Below are 19,011 nucleotides of genomic sequence, written 5' to 3'. Positions count from 1 at the left end.
CTCTCGTCACATTCCTCGTCGGGGAGCCCGGACGGCTCCCTGGCCGGTCGCCACCTGCCGCAGATAGGGGTTGGTGGCGCGCTCCTGGCCGATGGTCGTGTGCTCGTTGTGACCGGGCAGCACCACGGTGGAGTCGTCGAGCGGCAGGCACACGCGGGCCAGCGATTCGAGCATGTCCTCCATGGAGCCACCGGGCAGGTCGGTGCGTCCGATGGAGCCGGCGAACAGCAGGTCGCCCGAGAACAGGATCGGCGGGATGTCCGCCGCCTCGGGCAGGCCGAAGGTCACCGACCCCCTGGTATGGCCCGGCGCGTGCGCGACGGAGAACTCCAGCCCGGCGAGCGAGAGCTCGGCGCCGTCGGTCAGCTCCTTGACGTCGTCCGGCTCCCCCACGGTCAGCTCACCCATCAGCGGCGTGCCGACGGAGAGGCCGAGCGCCTTTGCGGGGTCGCTCATCATGTACCGGTCCTCGGGGTGGATCCAGGCCGGTACGTCGTGCGCGCCGCACACGGGGACGACCGAGGCCACATGGTCGATGTGACCATGGGTGAGGACGACGGCGACGGGCTTGAGCCGATGCTTCTTCAGTGCTTCCTCGACACCCTGGGCGGCCTGATGGCCCGGGTCGATGATCACGCACTCCTCACCGGCGGCGGGGGCGACGAGATAACAGTTCGTCCCCCAGGCCCCGGCGGGGAACCCGGCAATGAGCACGATCGTCCTTCGTTGTGTCGATTCGGGAGGGCTTGCGGGCGGTCGGCCCGTGGCCCAGAGCCTACCGGCGCTGCCGTTTCCTCAGCGAACCCATATACGGTACGGGGCTACAAGCGGCTGTCGGCTCACAGGACGCACGTGTACCGGTCGACACACGACACGCATGAGGAGAGAACCCGGTGGTCAGCCAGGAGCAGCGGCGGCGTCAGCTCGCCCGGGAGAAGTTCTTGCGGCAGCAGCAGCGGCGCACCAGCGCGCGGCGCAAGGCGCGCATGCGCAACTCCGTGATCGCGTCGGTGCTCGGCGTGGTCGTGATCGGCAGTGTCGCCCTGTACACGACCGGGGTGCTCAAGAACAGCGACGACAAGAAGAACAGCGCGAGCTCCAGCGCCACGCCGAGCGCCGCGCCGAGCAGCAAGGCGCCCGACCCGTGCCAGAAGCCTGCCGCGGGGGCGATCAAGAAGGAAACCTGGAAGAAGGAGCCGGCGATGTCGATCGACACGTCGGCCAAGTACTCGATGAAGCTCGCGACGACGTGCGGTGACATCGGCATCGCGCTGAAGGCGTCGGCGGCGCCGCACACGGTGAACTCGTTCGACTTCCTCGCGGGCAAGGGCTTCTTCGACCACACCAAGTGCCACCGTCTGACCACGAACGGCATCTACGTGCTGCAGTGCGGCGACCCGCAGGGCACCGGTATGGGTGACCCCGGCTACAAGCTCCCGGACGAGAACCTCAAGGACGCGAGTCTGAAGGGCAACTCGTATCCGGCGGGCACGGTGGCGATGGCCAACTCGTACAACGCGCAGACCAAGCAGGGCCGTAACACCGGCGGCAGCCAGTTCTTCCTGGTCTACAAGGACAGCCCGCTGCCGCCCTACTACACGCCGTTCGGCACGATCGACGCGGCGGGCATGAAGGTGCTCGGCAAGATTGCCGCCGCGGGTGAGAACACGGGTGCCGGTGACGGCGCCCCGAACGCCACGGTGGTGATCAACAAGGCGACGGTCACCAAGTCCTGACGCCCGGCAATGCTCAAGACGGCCAACTGCGGAATTTCGGTCGCGCTGGATGCGGACAGGCAACCCGCTGGTCGCCTATGTTGGCCGTGACGAAACTGTGGACGATGCCCGGGGGCGCTGAGGCCCGCCGCAGGCATCATGTGGAGGAGGCGCTGTGAGCAGCGACCCGTGGGGCCGCGTCGACGAGACGGGGACCGTGTACGTGCGTACGGCCGACGGCGAGCAGGTCGTCGGATCCTGGGCGGCCGGCTCCCCTGAGGAGGCGCTGGCCTACTTCGAGCGCAAGTACGAGGGCCTGGTTGTCGAGATCGGCCTCCTCGAGAAGCGAGTGCAGACCACCGACCTGTCGGCGAAGGACGCCCAGACCGCGATCGACCATCTGCGCGAGCAGGTGGACGCGCACCACGCGGTCGGCGACCTGGCGGCGCTGCGGACCCGCCTCGACAAGCTCGTAGCGACGGTCGGTGCCCGGCGCGAGGAGCGCAAGGCACAGCGCGCGAAGCAGTCCGACGAGGCCCGCAAGGCCAAGGAGGACCTGGTCGTCGAGGCCGAACAGCTGGCGCAGTCCGACCAGTGGCGAGCCGCCGGCGAGCGGCTGCGGTCCCTGGTGGACACCTGGAAGGGACTGCCGCGTCTGGACCGCAAGTCCGACGACGAGCTGTGGCACCGCTTCTCGCACGCCCGGTCGGCGTTCTCCAAGCGCCGCAAGGCGCACTTCGCGCAGCTGGACGCGCAGCGCGAGGACGCCCGCAAGATCAAGGAGCGGCTGGTCGCCGAGGCCGAGTCGCTGTCCGGCTCGACGGACTGGGGCCCCACGGCGGCCCGCTACCGCGAGCTGATGGCGGACTGGAAGGCCGCGGGCCGCGCGCAGCGCGAGCACGAGGACGACCTGTGGAACCGCTTCCGCGGGGCCCAGGACGTGTTCTTCGCGGCCCGCAGCTCGGTCTTCGCCGAGCGGGACGCCGAGCAGGCGGAGAACCTGAAGCTCAAGGAGGAGCTGGCCGAGGAGGCCGAGAAGCTCCTGCCGATCACGGATCTCAAGGGCTCCCGGGCAGCCTTCCGTTCGATCAACGAGCGCTGGGAGGCCATCGGTCACGTCCCGCGGGACGCGCGTCCGAAGGTCGAGGGCCGCATGCACGCGGTCGAGCGGGCCCTCCAGGAGGCCGAGGAGGCCGAGTGGCGCCGGACGAACCCGGAGGCACGCGCGCGTGCCGAGGGTCTGACCGGTCAGCTGCAGGCCGCCGTGGACAAGCTGAAGGCGCAGATCGAGCAGGCGCGCGCCCAGGGCAACAACGCCAAGGCCGACAAGCTCCAGCGTGAGCTGGAGGGCCGCCAGGCGCTCCTGGACCAGGCTCTGAAGGGTCTGCAGGAGTTCGGCGGCTGATCCCCCGCTCACCTGGCCGAAGGGCCCCGTACATGGCGTACGGGGCCCTTCGGCGTCCGCGTACTGGATCCTGGTCCCTTTGACCTCCGCGTACGGCAGGCCCCGGGGGGCTTCGGCGTACAGGTTCAGGTCATCTTCTTCGGCATCGACGTGTCCACGGCCGGCCGCCTTGCACGTCCACGCCCGGCCGGGGTCGGGAGTCGACGGTCGACGTCCGGCCGTGTCAGGCGTCCACGGCCGGCCGGCCGCGCGTGTGTGGCCGGCCGGCCGGGTTCCTACGACCTGCTGCGCGCCGAGGTCACCCGGTAGACGTCGTACACGCCCTCCACGCCCCGGACGGCCTTCAGGACGTGACCGAGGTGCTTCGGGTCGCCCATCTCGAAGGTGAAGCGGGAGGTGGCCACCCGGTCGCGGGAGGTCTGGACGGCCGCGGAGAGGATGTTGACGTGCTGGTCGGAGAGCACGCGGGTGACGTCCGACAGGAGGCGGGAGCGGTCCAGCGCCTCGACCTGGATGGCGACCAGGAAGACCGAGGACTGGGTGGGCGCCCACTCGACGTCCAGGATCCGCTCCGGCTCCCGGGACAGTGACTCCACGTTGACGCAGTCGCTACGGTGAACCGATACACCGCTACCGCGCGTGACGAAGCCGATGATCGGGTCGCCCGGCACGGGCGTACAGCAGCGGGCCAGCTTGACCCACACGTCGTCGACGCCCTTGACCACCACGCCGGGGTCGGCGCTGGAACGGCGCTTGCGCCCGCGGGTGCGCGTGGGCGGGACGGCCTCGTCGATGTCCTCCGCGGCGGCCTCCTCGCCGCCGAGCGCCTGGACGAGCTTCTGCACGATGTTCGGCGCGGAGACATGTCCCTCGCCGATCGCCGCGTAGAGCGCGGAGATGTCCGAGTACCGCATCTCGTGGGCGAGGGTGACGAGCGAGTCGCCGGTGAGGATGCGCTGGATCGGCAGGTTCTGCTTGCGCATGGCGCGGACGATGGCGTCCTTGCCCTGCTCGATCGCCTCGTCGCGGCGCTCCTTGGAGAACCAGGCCCGGATCTTGTTGCGGGCACGCGGCGACTTGACGAAACCGAGCCAGTCGCGGGACGGACCCGCGCCCGCCGCCTTGGAGGTGAAGACCTCCACCAGATCGCCGTTGTCCAGGGTGGATTCGAGCGGTACGAGCCTGCCGTTGACCCGCGCTCCTATGGTGCGGTGGCCCACCTCGGTGTGGACGGCGTACGCGAAGTCGACGGGCGTGGCACCGGCGGGGAGCGCGATGACGTCGCCCTTGGGTGTGAAGACGAAGACCTCGTTGCGGGAGAGGTCGAAGCGCAGGGACTCCAGGAACTCGCTGGGGTCCTCGGTCTCCTTCTGCCAGTCGAGCAACTGCCGCAGCCACGCCATGTCGTTGATGGCGTCCTTGTCCTTGCCGGAGGCCTTGGGCACGTCCGTGCGGACCTTGGAGGCGCCGGCGACGGCCTCCTGCTTGTACTTCCAGTGCGCGGCGATGCCGTATTCCGCGCGCCGGTGCATGTCGAAGGTGCGGATCTGCAGTTCGACCGGCTTGCCGTTGGGCCCGATGACCGTCGTGTGCAGCGACTGGTACATGTTGAACTTCGGCATCGCGATGTAGTCCTTGAACCGGCCGGGGACCGGGTTCCATCGCGCGTGCACGGTGCCGAGGGCGGCGTAGCAGTCGCGCACGGTGTCGACGAGGACGCGGATGCCCACCAGGTCGTAGATCTCCGCGAAGTCGCGACCGCGGACGATCATCTTCTGGTAGACGCTGTAGTAGTGCTTCGGACGCCCGGTGACCGTCGCCTTGATCCGGGCGGCCCGCAGGTCGGCCTGGACCTCGTCGGTCACTATGGCGAGGTACTCGTCCCGCTTGGGCGCCCGTTCGGCGACCAGCCGCACGATCTCGTCGTACATCTTGGGGTAGAGGATCGCGAACGCGAGGTCCTCCAGCTCCCACTTGATGGTGTTCATGCCCAGGCGGTGGGCGAGGGGCGCGTAGATCTCCAGGGTCTCGCGCGCCTTCTTCTCCTGCTTCTCGCGCTTGAGGTAGCGCATGGTGCGCATGTTGTGCAGGCGGTCGGCGAGCTTGATGACGAGGACGCGCGGGTCCTTCGCCATCGCCACGACCATCTTGCGCACGGTCTCGGCCTGCGCGGCCTCGCCGAACTTGACCTTGTCCAGCTTGGTGACGCCGTCCACGAGGAGGGCGACGACGTCGCCGAAGTCGCGGCGCAGGTCGTCCAGGCCGTACTCGGTGTCCTCGACGGTGTCGTGCAGCAGCCCGGCCATCAGGGTGGCCGGATCCATGCCCAGCTCGGCGAGGATGGTGGTGACGGCGAGGGGATGCGTGATGTACGGGTCGCCGCTCTTGCGCTTCTGGCCTCGGTGCCAGCGCTCGGCGACCTGGTAGGCGCGCTCGATCTGCCGGAGCGTCGAGTTCTCGATCTTCGGGTCGTTGCTGCGGACTATCCGCAGCAACGGCTCCAGCACGGGGTTGTACGGGTTCGCGCGCTGGACGCCGAGACGGGCCAGGCGGGCGCGCACGCGGTTGGAGGAACCGGTGCGGGAAGGCTGGCCGGCGGCGGGGCGCACGGGCGCGGGGGGTCCCCCCGCGCGGGAGGAGCCGAGAGCGGGGGACGGTTTGGGACGCGCAGCCTCCGCGGCCTTCTCGACGGGCGCGGACTGGGCATGCTCGACCGTCCCGCGGTTGTCGTTCCTCGCGTGGGAGGCGTTCGGCGCGGGCTTCGCCGCGGGCGCCGAGCCGGGCTCGGGCTTGGCGGCGGTCAGTGGCTGGGCCTCGTCTGGCAAGAGGACTCCTCGTGCGCGATCCGGGTCCCCCGGTCAGGCTCCGGAGACCCCATGGTATCGATCCTGCGCCCCGTCATCGCCTCCAGGCGGCAGCGAGAACCGTCTACCGCTGAAACACGAGGGACTGCCGGGGGATTCCAGGGGGCGTCACCAGGGTGTTCCGGGGGTGACCGCAAGGTTTCGGGCGAGGGCGAACTTCCGGCGAAGGCGGCCCCTGAGCGCCAGGGCCTCCTACGGGGGCGCGGACGCCGACGGTGGAGCCGCCCCGCGGGGGCCACCCGCAGGTGACGACGAAAGCTGCACGGGCGGTGCGAGTGGGAAACACGAAGCGGCCGATGGCGAATCCGAGGTCGCTCGGTCCGCCAACGGCCGCATTCCGCCCCAGGCTCAGATCCGGAGCAACGCCTCCAGCGGAGCCCCGCTCAGGGCCGGCTCCAGCCGCCCGCGCCCGCCCAGGAAGCCCAGCTCCATGAGGACGGCGAGGCCCGAGACCTCCGCGCCGGCCCGCTGGATGAGCTGGATCGCCGCCTCGGCGGTGCCACCGGTGGCCAGGACGTCGTCCACGATCAGCACACGGTCCCCGGAGGAGAGATCCTCCGCATGCACCTCGATCTCGGCCGAGCCGTACTCCAGGTCGTACGCCTGCCGCAGGGTCGCCCCCGGCAGCTTGCCCGCCTTGCGGACCGGTATGAACCCGAGGCCCGCCCGGACCGCGACCGGGGCGCCCAGGATGAAGCCACGGGCCTCCAGGCCGACGACCTTGGTCGCACCGGTGACGGCGGCGATCTCGGCCAGCGCGTCGGTGAGGGCGGTGAAGGCCGCCGGGTCCGCCAGGAGCGGAGTGATGTCCTTGAACATCACGCCCGGCTCCGGGTAGTCGGCCACGTCACGGATGCGGCTGAGCAGCAGCTCCTCGACGTCGGTCATCGGCGCTTCCCCGAGGGTCGGCCGCGGCCCCGGCTGCGCGAGGCGGGCTGGTTGCGCGGACCCACCACGGCGGGAGCGGCGTCCTCGGGCTCGCCCTCGGCGGACCGCGCCTCCACGAGGTCCTCCTCGGTGCCGGCCTGGGCGCGCTTGGCCAGGACCCGCTTGCGGAGCGCCTTCATCGCCGGCTCGCGCTCCTTGAGGTCGGCGACGAGCGGCGTGGCGATGAAGATCGAGGAGTACGCACCGGCGGCGAGGCCGACGAACAGCGACAGCGAGATGTCGTTCAGCGTGCCGGCGCCGAGGAAGCCGCCGCCGATGAACAGCAGGCCGGCCACCGGCAGCAGGGCGACGACCGTGGTGTTGATGGAACGGACCAGGGTGCCGTTGATCGACAGGTTGGCGATGTCGCTGTAGGTGAAGCGGGTCTGCTTGGTGATGTCCTTCGTCTGCTCCTTGAGGCTGTCGAAGACGACGACCGTGTCGTAGAGCGAGTAACCGAGGATCGTCAGCAGACCGATGACCGTACCGGGTGTGACCTCGAAGCCGACGAGGGCGTAGATACCGGTCGTAATGGTGATGTCGTGGATCAGCGCGACGAGCGCCGCGATGGCCATGCGCCACTCGAAGGCGATCGCCAGGTAGATCACCACGAGCACCATGAAGATCGCCAGGCCCTCCCAGGCCTTGCTGGCGATCTGCTCGCCCCAGCTCGGGCCGACCAGGTCCGCGGCGAGCTTCTCCGGGTTGAGGTTCAGGTCCTTGGCCAGCGTCTGCTTGATCTGGTCGGACTTGTCGGTGTCGATGCCGGCGATCTGGATGCGCAGGCTGCCGTTGCCGAGCTTCTGCACGACCGCCTCGTGGCCCGAGGCGTCCTTGGCGTACCCCTCGGCCTGGGCCACGGAGGTGCTCATGTGGGTCGGCGTCGTGAAGACCGCGCCGCCCTGGAACTCGATGCCCATGTTCAGGCCGCGCACCGCCAGGCCGACGATGGCCGTGATGGTGATCAGGATCGAGATGCCGTACCAGATCTTGCGCTTGCCGACGAAGTCGTAGCTGATCTCACCACGGTGCAGTCGGGCGCCGAGGCTGCCGAGTTTCGACATCGCTCACGCTTCCTTCGGGTCGGCAGAGCCGGCGGCGGGACCGGCGGGACGGCGGGTACGGCGCAGCGGCGGCTTGGCGCCCAGGCCCTTGGGGTCGAGTCCGGACCACTTGTGGCCGTTGGCGAAGAACGGGCGGCGCGCGAGCAGCGTCATCAGCGGCTTGGTGAAGAAGAAGACGACGACCACGTCGAGCACGGTGGTCAGGCCGAGCGTGAACGCGAAGCCCTGGACCTTGCCGACGCTCACGATGAACAGGACGGCGGCGGCGAGGAACGACACGAAGTCGGAGACCAGGATGGTGCGCCGGGCGCGCGGCCAGGCCCGCTCGACGGCGGGGCGCAGCGAGCGGCCCTCGCGGATCTCGTCCCTTATACGTTCGAAGTACACGATGAACGAGTCCGCGGTGATACCGATGGCCACGATGGCGCCGCAGACGGCCGGCAGGTTCAGCGCGAAGTGGATGGCCGGGCCGAGCAGAGCCATGATCACGTAGGTGAGGATCGCGGAGACCAGCAGGGACGCCATGGCCACGAGCGACAGACCGCGGTAGTAGACGACCAGGTAGATCACGACCAGGGCGAGGCCGATGGCGCCGGCGAGCAGACCTGCGCGCAGCTGCTCACCGCCGAGCGCGGCGGTCACCGTGGTGACGGTGTCCTCCTTGAAGGACAGCGGGAGGGCACCGTAGGACAGCATGTTGGCGAGGCTCTGCGCCTCCTGCTGCGTGAAGTGGCCGGAGATCTCCGCCTGGCCGCCCGAGATGGCCGACTGCACGAACGGGCTGGAGACGACCTGACCGTCCAGGACGATGCCGAACTCGTTCTGCGGGGACTGGTTCTTGGCCAGCTGGCCGGTGATGTCCGAGAACTTCTTCGATCCGGTGGAGGTGAAGGTCATCTGGACCTGCCAGCCGGAGGCACCCTGGGTGTCGAAGACCGCCTGGGCCTTCTTCACCTCGGTGCCGTCCACGCCGGCCGGGCCGAGGATGTACTTGTACCAGGTCTTGTCGACCTGACCGCAGGCCACGGTGGGCTCGCCGGGCTTGGCACTCGTGCCGGCCTTGGCGCGCTCGGCGGGCTTGGTGCAGTTCAGGGTGGCGTACTGGGCCTGGAGCTTGGCGGCGTCCGCACTGGCGCCGGAGGGCGAGGCCGACGGGCTCGGCGAGCTGCCCCCGCTGGAGGAGGCGCTCGGCGACGCGGAGGACGACGGCGTGGCGTCGGCCTTCAGTGCGTCGGTGACCGCGCGGCCCTGCGAGGTGGCGGTGGCCGTCGGGGACGCGGAGGAGGACGAGGAGGCCTTCTGCTTGCCGGAGTCGCTGCTCGACGGGCTCGGCGAGCTGCTCCCGCTGGAGGAGGCGCTCGGCGAGGGGCTCGGCGCGGCGGCGCCGCTGGGCTCGCTGGCGAGGACCGGGCGGAAGTACAGCTTGGCGGTGGTGCCGACCTGCTGCTGGGCTTCCTTGGAGTTGGTGCCCTTGGGGATGTTCACGATGATGTGGTCGGCCCCCTGGGTCTGCACCTCCGCCTCGGAGACGCCCAGGCCGTTGACACGGCGGTTCATGATGTCGACCGCGGTGTCCATGTTGGCCTTGTTGATCGCGGACCCCTGATCGGCCTTCGCCTTGAGCGTGATGCTCGTACCACCGGCGAGGTCGATGCCGAGACGCGGAGTGGTGTTCCCGGAGAGGAACATGCCTCCGGTGAGCGCCACGATGGCGATCAGGATCAGGGCCAGCGAGCGCCCTGGCTTGCTCTGGGCGCTCGCGCTCCGGCCCTTCTTAGGTGCTGCCACCTTCTCGTACTCCCTCTCGGGCCGCCCCGCGCCCGGTCGGCGCGGTCGGCCATGACATGGTGTCGGGCTCCCGTGCGGGAAACAGACGCGTCCGGGGTGCGCGGGGCGCGATCGGGTCGCGCCGCACACCCCGGGACGTGACTACTTCGCGTCGGAGTCGCCGTCGGTCTTCTTCGGCTCTTCGTCCGCCTTGGCCTCGGCGGCCTCGGCCGCGTCGGTCTTGTCCTCGTCGGCGTCCTTCTTACCGAGGTCGACGGCCTTGTCGTCTGAGGCGGCGGCAGCAGGCTCGTCGGCGGCGTCGGGCTCGGTGAGGGAGGAGGCGTCGTCCGGGACGATGGCGGCGTCGGACTTCAGGTCGTGTTCGATGCCGTGGACGATGCGGTTGTACTCGTCGTCGGTGAGGACGGCGCCGATCGCGTTCTTGGCGAAGAGAAGGTCGACGCCCGGTCCGGCGTCGAGGAGGACCGTGTCCTCATTGACCTCCTTGACCGTCGCGTACATCCCCCCGATGGTGCGGACACCGGATCCGGGCTGCATCTCGTTCCGCATGGAGGCGGCCTGCTGCTGCTTCTTCTTGGCCGAGCGTGTCATCAGGAACATGGCCGCGATGAGCACGATGAAGGGGAGAAGGGTAAAGGCATTCACGGGACGGAATTTCCTTCGCGCGACCGCGCGGTGAGCGGCCTGTTGGATGGGGGTTGTCGGCGCCGCCCGCAAGGGCGGCATCGGCGGAGTCTAAGCGAGTCCGCGTGCATGGAACAACGCTCAGCATGGCACCTGGGTTCCTGCCCCCGCCAATGCCCTCGCCGTCACGGAGGCGTCACGCCCCGAACAGGTCCTGTTGTCCGGTTCCCCCGGCTGACGTGCGCGGCGGGGTCAGACCGAGATGCGCCCATGCGGCGGGAGTGGCGACCCGGCCGCGCGGGGTACGGGCGAGCAGGCCCTCCCGCACCAGGAACGGCTCGGCCACCTCCTCGACGGTCTCGCGCTCCTCCCCGACCGCGACGGCGAGCGTGGACAGGCCGACCGGGCCGCCGCCGAAGAGTTTCAGCAGCGCCTCCAGCACGGCCCGGTCCAGACGGTCGAGGCCGCGCGCGTCAACCTCGTAGACCGCGAGGGCCGCCGCGGCGATCTCCCGGGTGATGAAGCCGTCCGCCTTGACCTGCGCATAGTCGCGCACACGGCGCAGCAGACGGTTGGCGATGCGGGGCGTGCCGCGGGAGCGGCCGGCGATCTCGGCGGCACCGGCGGGCTCGATCTCGACGTCGAGCAGGCTCGCCGAGCGGTGCACGACCCGCTCCAGCTCGGTGGGCTCGTAGAACTCCATGTGTCCGGTGAAGCCGAAGCGGTCGCGCAGCGGGGGCGGCAGCAGGCCGGCGCGCGTGGTGGCGCCGACCAGGGTGAACGGGGGCAGCTCCAGGGGGATGGCAGTGGCGCCGGGGCCCTTGCCGACGATCACGTCGACGCGGAAGTCCTCCATGGCCATGTACAGCATCTCCTCGGCGGGCCGGGACATGCGGTGGATCTCGTCCAGGAAGAGGACCTCGCCCTCCTGGAGGGAGGAGAGGATCGCGGCGAGGTCCCCGGCGTGCTGGATGGCCGGGCCCGAGGTGATGCGGATCGGGGCGCCCATCTCGGCGGCGATGATCATCGACAGGGTGGTCTTGCCGAGGCCGGGCGCGCCGGAGAGCAGCACGTGGTCAGCGGTCGCGCCCCGCGCGCGTGCGGCACGCAGAACGAGGTCGAGCTGTTCGCGGACCTTTTCCTGTCCGATGAACTCGCCGAGGTCCTTGGGCCGCAGTGCGGCCTCGACGGCCTGGTCCTCGCGGTCGGCGACGGGGCCCACCAGCCGCTCCTCGGCGGGGCCGACGAGCCGGTCCTCGGCGGAGGTGTCGGTCGTGTCGTCCCAGTTCACTCAAGATCTCCTAGCGGGGGGGGCGCAGGTCAGCGGGCGCGGTTGAGGGTCTGCAGGGCGGCCTTCAGCAGCGGGCCCACCTGCGGCGTGCCGCCCGCCGCCTCGGCCTGGGGGGCGACGGCGACGACGGCCTCGTCCGCCTCGCGGGGTGCGTAGCCGAGGCCTACGAGGGCCGTGTGCAGCTGGTCGCGCCAGCCCTGGTTCACCGGGGCGCCGGTCGCCCGGGCCGCGCCGGTGGGCGCGCCGAGCCGGTCCTTCAGCTCCAGCAGCAGCTTCTGCGCGCCCTTCTTGCCGATGCCGGGGACGGCGGTGAGGGCCTTCTCGTCAGCGGTGGTGACGGCACGGCGCAGTGCGTCCGGGGTATGCACGGCGAGCATCGCCTGGGCCAGCCGCGGACCGACTCCGCTCGCGGTCTGGAGCAGCTCGAAGACCTGGCGCTCGTCGTCGTCGGCGAAGCCGTACAGGGTGAGGGAGTCCTCGCGTACGACCAGGGAGGTGTGCAGCCTGGCGGGCTGGCCGATGCGGAGCGTCGACAGCGTGTTCGGTGTGCACTGGACGGTCATGCCGACGCCGCCGACCTCGACGACGGCTGCGTCGGGGGCGAGGGCGGCGACCGGTCCGCTGACGAAGGCGATCATGCCGTGCGGCCTTTCGTTGCGTGGGCGGTGTGCAGGGCGACGGCCTGCTGGAGCCGGTTCTGGGCGGGTGCGCGCCAGATGTGACAGATGGCGAGTGCGAGGGCGTCGGCGGCGTCGGCCGGCCTGGGCGGCGCGGCGAGCCGGAGCAGCCGGGTGACCATGGCGCCGACCTGGGCCTTGTCCGCGCGGCCGCTGCCGGTGACGGCAGCCTTGACCTCACTGGGGGTATGCAGGGCGACCGGGATGCCGCGCCGGGCCGCGCACAGCATGGCGACGGCGCTGACCTGGGCGGTTCCCATGACCGTGCGTACGTTGTGCTGGCTGAAGACACGCTCCACGGCGACGATCTCGGGCCGGTGCTCGTCCAGCCACTCCTCGATGCCCTCTTCGGCGGCGAGCAGGCGCAGGCTCAGCTCGGCGTCCACAGGGGTCCGTACGACCCCGACGCCGAGCATGGTGAGCGGCCGGCCGGCGATCCCCTCGACGACGCCGATGCCGCATCGTGTCAGTCCGGGGTCCACCCCCAGTACGCGCACCGCGCCCCTCCCCTCCTCGCGGCTGAACCGCCGCCCCTTCGGCTGGACCGCCGCCGCTCCCGCGGACCTGGCCGGGCACCGTCGTTCCCCGACGGATGGTTGCGGTCCGTCGACGGCGATCTCCGGATGACGCCAGGCTAACCGCTGCCACCGACAACGACGGCGGGCCGGTGGGACGTGTCCCACCGGCCCGCCGGAGAATCTGCTGTGCCCGCGGCAGTGCCTAGGCGTCGACCTTCTCCATGACCTCGTCGCTGACGTCGAAGTTGGCGAAGACGTTCTGCACGTCGTCGCTGTCCTCCAGCGCGTCGATCAGCTTGAAGATCTTCCTGGCGCCGTCCTCGTCCAGCTCGACCTGGACGGACGGCACGAAGCTGGAGTCGGCGGAGTCGTAGTCGATGCCGGCCCCCTGGAGGGCGGTGCGGACCGCGACCAGGTCGGTGGCCTCGCTGATGACCTCGAAGGTCTCGCCGAGGTCGTTGACCTCCTCGGCGCCCGCGTCCAGGACGGCACCGAGGACGTCGTCCTCGGACAGCTCGCCCTTGGGAACGATGACGACACCCTTGCGGCTGAACATGTACGACACGGAGCCCGGGTCGGCCATGTTGCCGCCGTTGCGGGTCATGGCGACGCGCACGTCGGAGGCGGCGCGGTTGCGGTTGTCGGTGAGGCACTCGATGAGCACCGCGACACCGTTCGGGCCGTAGCCCTCGTACATGATCGTCTCGTAGTCGGCACCGCCGGCCTCGAGGCCGCCGCCGCGCTTGACCGCGGAGTCGATGTTCTTGTTCGGGACCGACTGCTTCTTCGCCTTCTGGATGGCGTCGTAGAGAGTCGGGTTGCCCTCGACGTCGACGCCGCCCATGCGCGCCGCGACCTCGATGTTCTTGATCAGCTTCGCGAAGAGCTTGCCGCGCTTGGCGTCGATCACGGCCTTCTTGTGCTTCGTCGTAGCCCATTTAGAGTGGCCGGACATCTGCCTGTCTCCTTCGCGTAACCCATCTCTGCAACGAACTCCGGAGATCCTACAAGGACTCCGGTGTCCGGTTGGCGCGCACCATGTCGACGAACAGGGAGTGCACGCGGTGGTCGCCGGTCAGTTCCGGGTGGAACGACGTGGCGAGCGCGTTGCCCTGGCGGACCGCGACGATGTGGCCCTCGTGCTCGGCGAGCACCTCGGCCTGGGCCCCGACGGACTCGACCCAGGGGGCGCGGATGAAGACGCCCTCTACAGGATCGCCCGCGACTCCCTCGACGTCGACCGCCGCCTCGAACGACTCGTTCTGCCGCCCGAAGGCGTTGCGGCGCACGATCATGTCGATGCCGCCGATGGTCTCCTGGCCCGAGCGCGGGTCGAGGATCTTGTCGGCGAGCATGATCATGCCCGCGCAGGTGCCGTAGACGGGCATGCCGTCGCGCACGCGCGCGCGGAGGGGTTCCATCACTCCGAAGAGGACGGCCAGCTTGGAGATGGTGGTGGACTCGCCGCCGGGCAGGACGAGGCCGTCGACCTCGGCGAGTTCCTCGGGGCGCCGCACCGGCCTGGCCACGGCGTCCGCCGCGGCCAGGGCGATGAGGTGCTCCCGTACGTCGCCCTGGAGAGCCAGGACGCCTATGACGGGGGTGTTCATGGGTGTCGGTGCCTTACCAGCCGCGGTTCGCGTAGCGCTCGGCCTCGGGGAGGGTGTCGCAGTTGATGCCGACCATGGCCTCGCCGAGGTCGCGGGAGGCGTCCGCGATGATCTTCGGGTCGTCGTAGAAGGTGGTGGCCTTCACGATGGCGGCGGCGCGCTTGGCCGGGTCGCCGGACTTGAAGATGCCGGAGCCCACGAAGACGCCCTCGGCGCCGAGCTGGCGCATCAGGGCCGCGTCGGCCGGGGTCGCGACGCCACCGGCGGAGAAGAGGACCACCGGAAGCTTGCCCAGCTCGGCGACCTCCTTGACCAGCTCGTACGGGGCGCGCAGCTCCTTGGCGGCGGCGTACAGCTCGTGGTTGTCGAAGCCACGCAGCCGGGCGATCTCGTTCTTGATCTGGCGCAGGTGGCGCACGGCCTCGACGACGTTGCCGGTGCCGGCCTCGCCCTTGGAGCGGATCATCGCGGCGCCCTCGGCGATGCGGCGCAGGGCCTCGCCCAGGTTGGTGGCACCACAGACGAAGGGGGTGGTGAAGGACCACTTGTCGGAGTGGTTGACCTCGTCGGCGGGGGTGAGGACCTCGGACTCGTCGATGTAGTCGACGCCGAGGGACTGCAGCACCTGGGCCTCGACGAAGTGGCCGATCCGGGACTTGGCCATGACCGGGATGGACACGGCGTTGATGATGCCCTCGATCATGTCCGGGTCGGACATGCGGGCCACGCCGCCGTCCTTGCGGATGTCGGCCGGGACCCGCTCCAGCGCCATGACGGCGACGGCGCCCGCGTCCTCGGCGATCTTCGCCTGCTCCGGCGTGACGACGTCCATGATCACGCCGCCCTTGAGCTGCTCCGCCATGCCACGCTTCACGCGCGCGGTGCCGGTCTCGGGGGCCTGGTTCTCGATGGTGGACACGGGTGACCTCACTGATGGGAAAGAGGGTTTCTGCATCCAGAGGAAACGCGAGTGGACCAGGCCACAGCAAGGGCCAATGGAAACCCGGTGGATCCTTTTGGTCCACCGGGGGTTCAGGAGACCCGCCGCGTCTGCCTCAGGAGACCCGCTCCACCAGGGCCGCCGGCGGCTCGTCGTCCATCTCGAAGGCCAGCGGGAACGGGGCGTGGCCGGCCAGCCGGAACCAGCGCACCTTGCGGTGCTCCCGGAGCCTGCGGGCGGCCCCCACGGCGTCGTTGTGGAAGCGGCGGGCCATCGGCACCCTGCGGACCGCCTCGGCCAGCTCACTGGCCGCCGCCTCGCCGCCGGGGGCTTCCCGTACGGCCTCGACCTGCAGCGCGTTCTCGAAGACCGCGCGCAGCGCCTGGCTCAGCTCGCTCTCCGCCACCTCCCGCTGCTCCTCCTCGGCCTGCCGGGCGGCGTGCGCGGCCTCGTAGAGCACGATCGAGGCGGCCGGGTCCAGGACGCCCGAGGTCGCCAGTTCCTGCGTCACGGAGGCCCGCCGCAGCAGCTGCGCGTCGAGAGCGGCCCGCGCCGCGTCCATCCGCACGTGCAGCCGGTCCAGCCGTCCGGCCGTCCAGCTCAGGTACAGACCGACGGCGACGAGCGCGACAAGGATCCAGATGAGGGTTGCGGTCACGGGCGAAGGCTATCGGGGTGCCCCGGCCCGGCCCGAAGCCGCGGGCGGCGCCGGGTGCGTCTCAGTCCCGCGCCAGTCCGAACCGCGCCCTGAGGCCCGTCCGCTCGTCCGTGGCCACCGCGGCCGTACCGGTCGTCACCGTCTCGTACACCGACAGGATGTCCGCGCCGACCGTCGACCAGTCGAAGCGCCGCACGTGGGCGCTTCCCCTCTCCCGCAGTTCGGCCCGCCGGGCCGGGTCGGCCAGCAGCCGTACGGCCGCCTCGCCCAGCGCGTCGGCGTCCTCGTTGGCGAAGACCTCGCCGGCCGCGCCCTGGTCGAGGACCTGGACGAAGGCGTCCAGGTCGGAGGCGAGGACGGGGGCGCCTGCCGACATGGCCTCGACGAGGATGATGCCGAAGCTCTCACCGCCGGTGTTGGGCGCCACGTACAGGTCGACGCTGCGCAGGAAGCGCGCCTTGTCCTCGTCGCTGATCATGCCGAGGAACCGGACGCGGGAGCGCAGCTCCTCGGGCAGGTTCTCGACGGCCGCCTCCTCGTCGCCGCGCCCGGCGACCAGCAGACGGGCCTGCGGCCGGGCGGCGAAGATCTTCGGCAGTGCCTTCATCAGGACCGGCAGGCCCTTGCGGGGCTCGTCGATCCGGCCGATGAAGCCGATCGTGTCGCCCTGCCACTCGGCCTTGGGCTCGGCCTCGGCGAAGAAGTCGACGTCGACGCCGTTGGGGATGACCACCGCGTCACCGCCGAGGTGCTCGACCAGGGTGCGGCGGGCGTACTCGCTGACCGCGATCCGCGCGCTGATCTTCTCCAGCGCGGCCTGGAGGATGGCGTACGCGGCGATCATCGCGCGCGAGCGCGGGTTGGAGGTGTGGAAGGTGGCCACGATCGGGCCCTGCGCCGCCCAGCAGGTCAGCAGGCCGAGCGACGGGGACGTGGGCTCGTGGATGTGGACCACGTCGAAGGCGCCGTCGTGCAGCCAGCGCCGCACCCGGGCGGCCGACAGGAAGCCGAAGTTCAGACGGGCCACCGAGCCGTTGTACGGCACCGGGACCGCGCGGCCGGCCGACACGACGTACGGCGGCAGCGGGGTGTCGTCGTCGGCGGGGGCGAGCACCGAGACCTCGTGGCCCAGGCGGATGAAGTACTCGGCGAGGTCGCGGATGTGGAACTGGACGCCACCGGGCACGTCCCAGGAGTACGGGCAGACGATCCCGATTCTCACGAGGGTCCCTTCGCGGGGTCGAGGTCGGCGAGCCACAGCCGCTGGAGCATGTGCCAGTCCTCCGGGTGGTCGGCGATCCCGGTGGCGAAGGCGTCGGCCAGCGCCTGTGTCATGACGGACGTCTTCTCGGCCTTCGTACCCGCCTGCGGCACCTCGACCGGGGGATGGACCTGTCCCTGCATGACGGGCGAGTCGTCGTACCAGAGCGTGACGGGCAGCAACTGGGCACCGGTCTGCTGGGCGAGGAGCGCCGGGCCCGCGGGCATCCGGGTCCGCTCGCCGAAGAAGTCGACCTCGATGCCGGAGGCGGACAGGTCGCGGTCGGCGACCAGGCAGACCAGGCCGCCTTCGCGCAGCCGCCGGGCCAGGGTGCCGAAGGCGGAGCCGCCGCTGTGCGGCAGGACCTCCATGCCGAGGCCCTCGCGGTAGGCGACGAAGCGGTCGTAGAGCGTCTCGGGCTTCAGGCGCTCGGCGACCGTCGTGAACGGTGTCTCCAGCTTGGTGGTGACCCAGGCGCCGGCCAGGTCGTAGTTGGCCATGTGCGGCAGCGCGAGGATCAGGCCCCGGGGGGAGGCGATCCCGTCGGTCAGGTGGTGCACGTCCTTGCACTCGAAGCCCGTCCTGATGCGCTCGGTGCTCCAGGCGGGCAGCCGGAAGGACTCCATCCAGTAGCGCAGGTACGAGCGCATGCCCGCGCGGGAGAGTTCGGCGAGGCGCTCGGCAGTGGCGTCGGGCACCACGCGCGCGTAGTTCGTCTCCAGGCGCTGCACGCCCTTGCCGCGCTGCTTCCAGGCGAGGTCGGCGATGGTCCGCCCGAGGCGGACCGCAACGGGTTCGGGAAGCTTCTTGACGGTGCTCCAGCCGAGGCCGTACAGGCCGTCGGTGAGCCGTTCGGCGGTGCTCACTTCGCCGCCTCGCTCCCCTGCGACGGGTTGTGCTGCGCCGCCGCCTCGGCCTCGGCGGACTCGCGGCGGACGGTGACGACCCGCTGGACCAGCGTGACGAGGCTGCCCACGGCGACGATCCACAGGGCGACCGGCAGCAGCCACTGGATGCCCGGGACACCGAATGCGTGCAGACCCGCGAGACCGGCCGCGACCAGCGAGATGACCAGGCGCTCCGCGCGTTCGACGAGCCCGTTGACGGCGACCGGCAGTCCGATCGACTCGCCGCGTGCCTTGGTGTAGGACACCACCTGGCCGCTGGCCAGGCAGAAGATCGAGACGGCGCACAGGGCGTTGTTGTCGCCGTTGCCCGCGTACCAGAGCGCGAAGCCGCCGAAGATCGCGCCGTCGGCGACCCGGTCCAGGGTGGAGTCCAGGAAGGCGCCCCAGCGGCTGGAGCGGCCCAGCTGGCGTGCCATGTTTCCGTCGACCAGGTCGGAGAAGACGAACAGGGTGATCACGACCGTGCCCCAGAAGAACTCGCCCCGGGGGTAGAAGACCAGCGCGCCCGCGACCACACCGGCCGTGCCGATGAGCGTGACCGTGTCGGGGCTGACCCCCCGCCGGATGAGAAACGCGGCGAACGGTGTGAGGACACGCGTGAAGAATGCACGCGCGTACTTGTTCAGCATGGCCTTCCCGACGGTCGGTGTCGCCGCGGCCCTGGTGGCCTCCGGCTGGCCCATCGTAGCCAGGCGTGCGTGTGCGTGACGGGCGGGCACCCGCTGCCGTGCCGCGATCCGGTGCTCACCCGCGCGCGCGGG

The 19,011-nt window shown here is 70.5% G+C and carries 18 protein-coding genes; 2 read left to right on the top strand and 16 right to left on the bottom strand.

Going from position 1 to position 19,011, the window contains the following annotated elements:
- Nucleotides 1-6 precede the first annotated feature (6 nt).
- The gene (locus ACFZCP_RS15220) at nt 7-714 is read right to left on the bottom strand and encodes an MBL fold metallo-hydrolase (protein ID WP_391427478.1); all 708 of its coding nucleotides are present in this window, start codon (nt 712-714) and stop codon (nt 7-9) included.
- 179 nt (nt 715-893) lie between these two features.
- Between ACFZCP_RS15220 and ACFZCP_RS15215 the strand changes: the two genes are divergently transcribed.
- On the top strand, nt 894-1,736 hold the full coding sequence (locus ACFZCP_RS15215) for a peptidylprolyl isomerase (RefSeq protein WP_391427476.1): 843 nt from the start codon (nt 894-896) through the stop codon (nt 1,734-1,736).
- A gap of 154 nt (nt 1,737-1,890) precedes the next feature.
- Entirely contained in the window at nt 1,891-3,120 is a 1,230-nt protein-coding gene (locus ACFZCP_RS15210; RefSeq protein ID WP_391427473.1) for a DUF349 domain-containing protein, read from the top strand.
- Nucleotides 3,121-3,395: 275 nt separating this feature from the next.
- On the opposite strand, the gene ACFZCP_RS15205 is transcribed toward ACFZCP_RS15210, so the two are convergent.
- The 15 genes from ACFZCP_RS15205 to pgsA all read right to left on the bottom strand — a co-directional run bounded on the left by ACFZCP_RS15205 (nt 3,396) and on the right by pgsA (nt 18,933).
- A complete protein-coding gene (locus ACFZCP_RS15205) occupies nt 3,396-5,945 on the bottom strand; it encodes a RelA/SpoT family protein (protein WP_391427471.1) in 2,550 nt (849 codons plus the stop codon).
- A 387-nt stretch (nt 5,946-6,332) separates the two neighbouring features.
- A complete protein-coding gene (locus tag ACFZCP_RS15200) occupies nt 6,333-6,872 on the bottom strand; it encodes an adenine phosphoribosyltransferase (protein WP_362686768.1) in 540 nt (179 codons plus the stop codon).
- Nucleotides 6,869-7,975 carry a protein translocase subunit SecF gene (gene secF, locus ACFZCP_RS15195; RefSeq protein WP_391427468.1) on the bottom strand — a complete coding sequence of 369 codons (1,107 nt, stop codon included), beginning with the start codon at nt 7,973-7,975 and terminating at the stop codon, nt 6,869-6,871. The genes ACFZCP_RS15200 and secF overlap by 4 nt, the downstream gene beginning before the upstream one ends.
- Before the next feature lie 3 nt (nt 7,976-7,978).
- On the bottom strand, nt 7,979-9,763 hold the full coding sequence (secD, locus tag ACFZCP_RS15190) for a protein translocase subunit SecD (RefSeq protein WP_391427466.1): 1,785 nt from the start codon (nt 9,761-9,763) through the stop codon (nt 7,979-7,981).
- A 141-nt stretch (nt 9,764-9,904) separates the two neighbouring features.
- Nucleotides 9,905-10,408: a preprotein translocase subunit YajC gene (gene yajC, locus ACFZCP_RS15185; protein WP_362686761.1), complete on the bottom strand. Its 504-nt coding sequence runs from the start codon at nt 10,406-10,408 to the stop codon at nt 9,905-9,907.
- A gap of 175 nt (nt 10,409-10,583) precedes the next feature.
- Nucleotides 10,584-11,678, bottom strand: a complete 1,095-nt coding sequence (gene ruvB, locus ACFZCP_RS15180) for a Holliday junction branch migration DNA helicase RuvB (RefSeq protein WP_391427464.1) — start codon at nt 11,676-11,678, stop codon at nt 10,584-10,586.
- A 29-nt stretch (nt 11,679-11,707) separates the two neighbouring features.
- Nucleotides 11,708-12,316, bottom strand: coding sequence for a Holliday junction branch migration protein RuvA (ruvA, locus tag ACFZCP_RS15175; protein ID WP_362686756.1), 609 nt, complete (start codon nt 12,314-12,316; stop codon nt 11,708-11,710).
- On the bottom strand, nt 12,313-12,852 hold the full coding sequence (gene ruvC, locus ACFZCP_RS15170; protein WP_362686754.1) for a crossover junction endodeoxyribonuclease RuvC: 540 nt from the start codon (nt 12,850-12,852) through the stop codon (nt 12,313-12,315). Before ruvC ends, ruvA begins: the two co-directional genes overlap by 4 nt.
- 223 nt (nt 12,853-13,075) lie before the next feature.
- Nucleotides 13,076-13,828, bottom strand: a complete 753-nt coding sequence (locus ACFZCP_RS15165) for a YebC/PmpR family DNA-binding transcriptional regulator (RefSeq protein WP_391427461.1) — start codon at nt 13,826-13,828, stop codon at nt 13,076-13,078.
- Nucleotides 13,829-13,877: 49 nt separating this feature from the next.
- Nucleotides 13,878-14,483: a pyridoxal 5'-phosphate synthase glutaminase subunit PdxT gene (gene pdxT / locus ACFZCP_RS15160; protein ID WP_391427459.1), complete on the bottom strand. Its 606-nt coding sequence runs from the start codon at nt 14,481-14,483 to the stop codon at nt 13,878-13,880.
- A gap of 13 nt (nt 14,484-14,496) precedes the next feature.
- Entirely contained in the window at nt 14,497-15,402 is a 906-nt protein-coding gene (gene pdxS, locus ACFZCP_RS15155) for a pyridoxal 5'-phosphate synthase lyase subunit PdxS (protein ID WP_391427457.1), read from the bottom strand.
- A gap of 136 nt (nt 15,403-15,538) precedes the next feature.
- The gene (locus ACFZCP_RS15150; protein WP_362686743.1) at nt 15,539-16,081 is read right to left on the bottom strand and encodes a hypothetical protein; all 543 of its coding nucleotides are present in this window, start codon (nt 16,079-16,081) and stop codon (nt 15,539-15,541) included.
- 61 nt (nt 16,082-16,142) lie between these two features.
- Nucleotides 16,143-17,303, bottom strand: coding sequence for a glycosyltransferase (locus ACFZCP_RS15145; RefSeq protein ID WP_391427454.1), 1,161 nt, complete (start codon nt 17,301-17,303; stop codon nt 16,143-16,145).
- Entirely contained in the window at nt 17,300-18,208 is a 909-nt protein-coding gene (locus ACFZCP_RS15140) for a phosphatidylinositol mannoside acyltransferase (RefSeq protein ID WP_362686737.1), read from the bottom strand. The genes ACFZCP_RS15145 and ACFZCP_RS15140 overlap by 4 nt, the downstream gene beginning before the upstream one ends.
- Nucleotides 18,205-18,933 carry a phosphatidylinositol phosphate synthase gene (gene pgsA / locus ACFZCP_RS15135; RefSeq protein WP_362686734.1) on the bottom strand — a complete coding sequence of 243 codons (729 nt, stop codon included), beginning with the start codon at nt 18,931-18,933 and terminating at the stop codon, nt 18,205-18,207. The genes ACFZCP_RS15140 and pgsA overlap by 4 nt, the downstream gene beginning before the upstream one ends.
- Nucleotides 18,934-19,011: the final 78 nt, after the last annotated feature.

Origin of the sequence: Streptomyces sp. NPDC007971, assembly GCF_042958635.1 — a bacterium.
Taxonomy (GTDB): Bacteria; Actinomycetota; Actinomycetes; order Streptomycetales; family Streptomycetaceae; genus Streptomyces.
The sequence above is the reverse complement of the archived record's forward strand: the minus strand, read 5'-3'. Positions and strand labels throughout refer to the sequence as shown.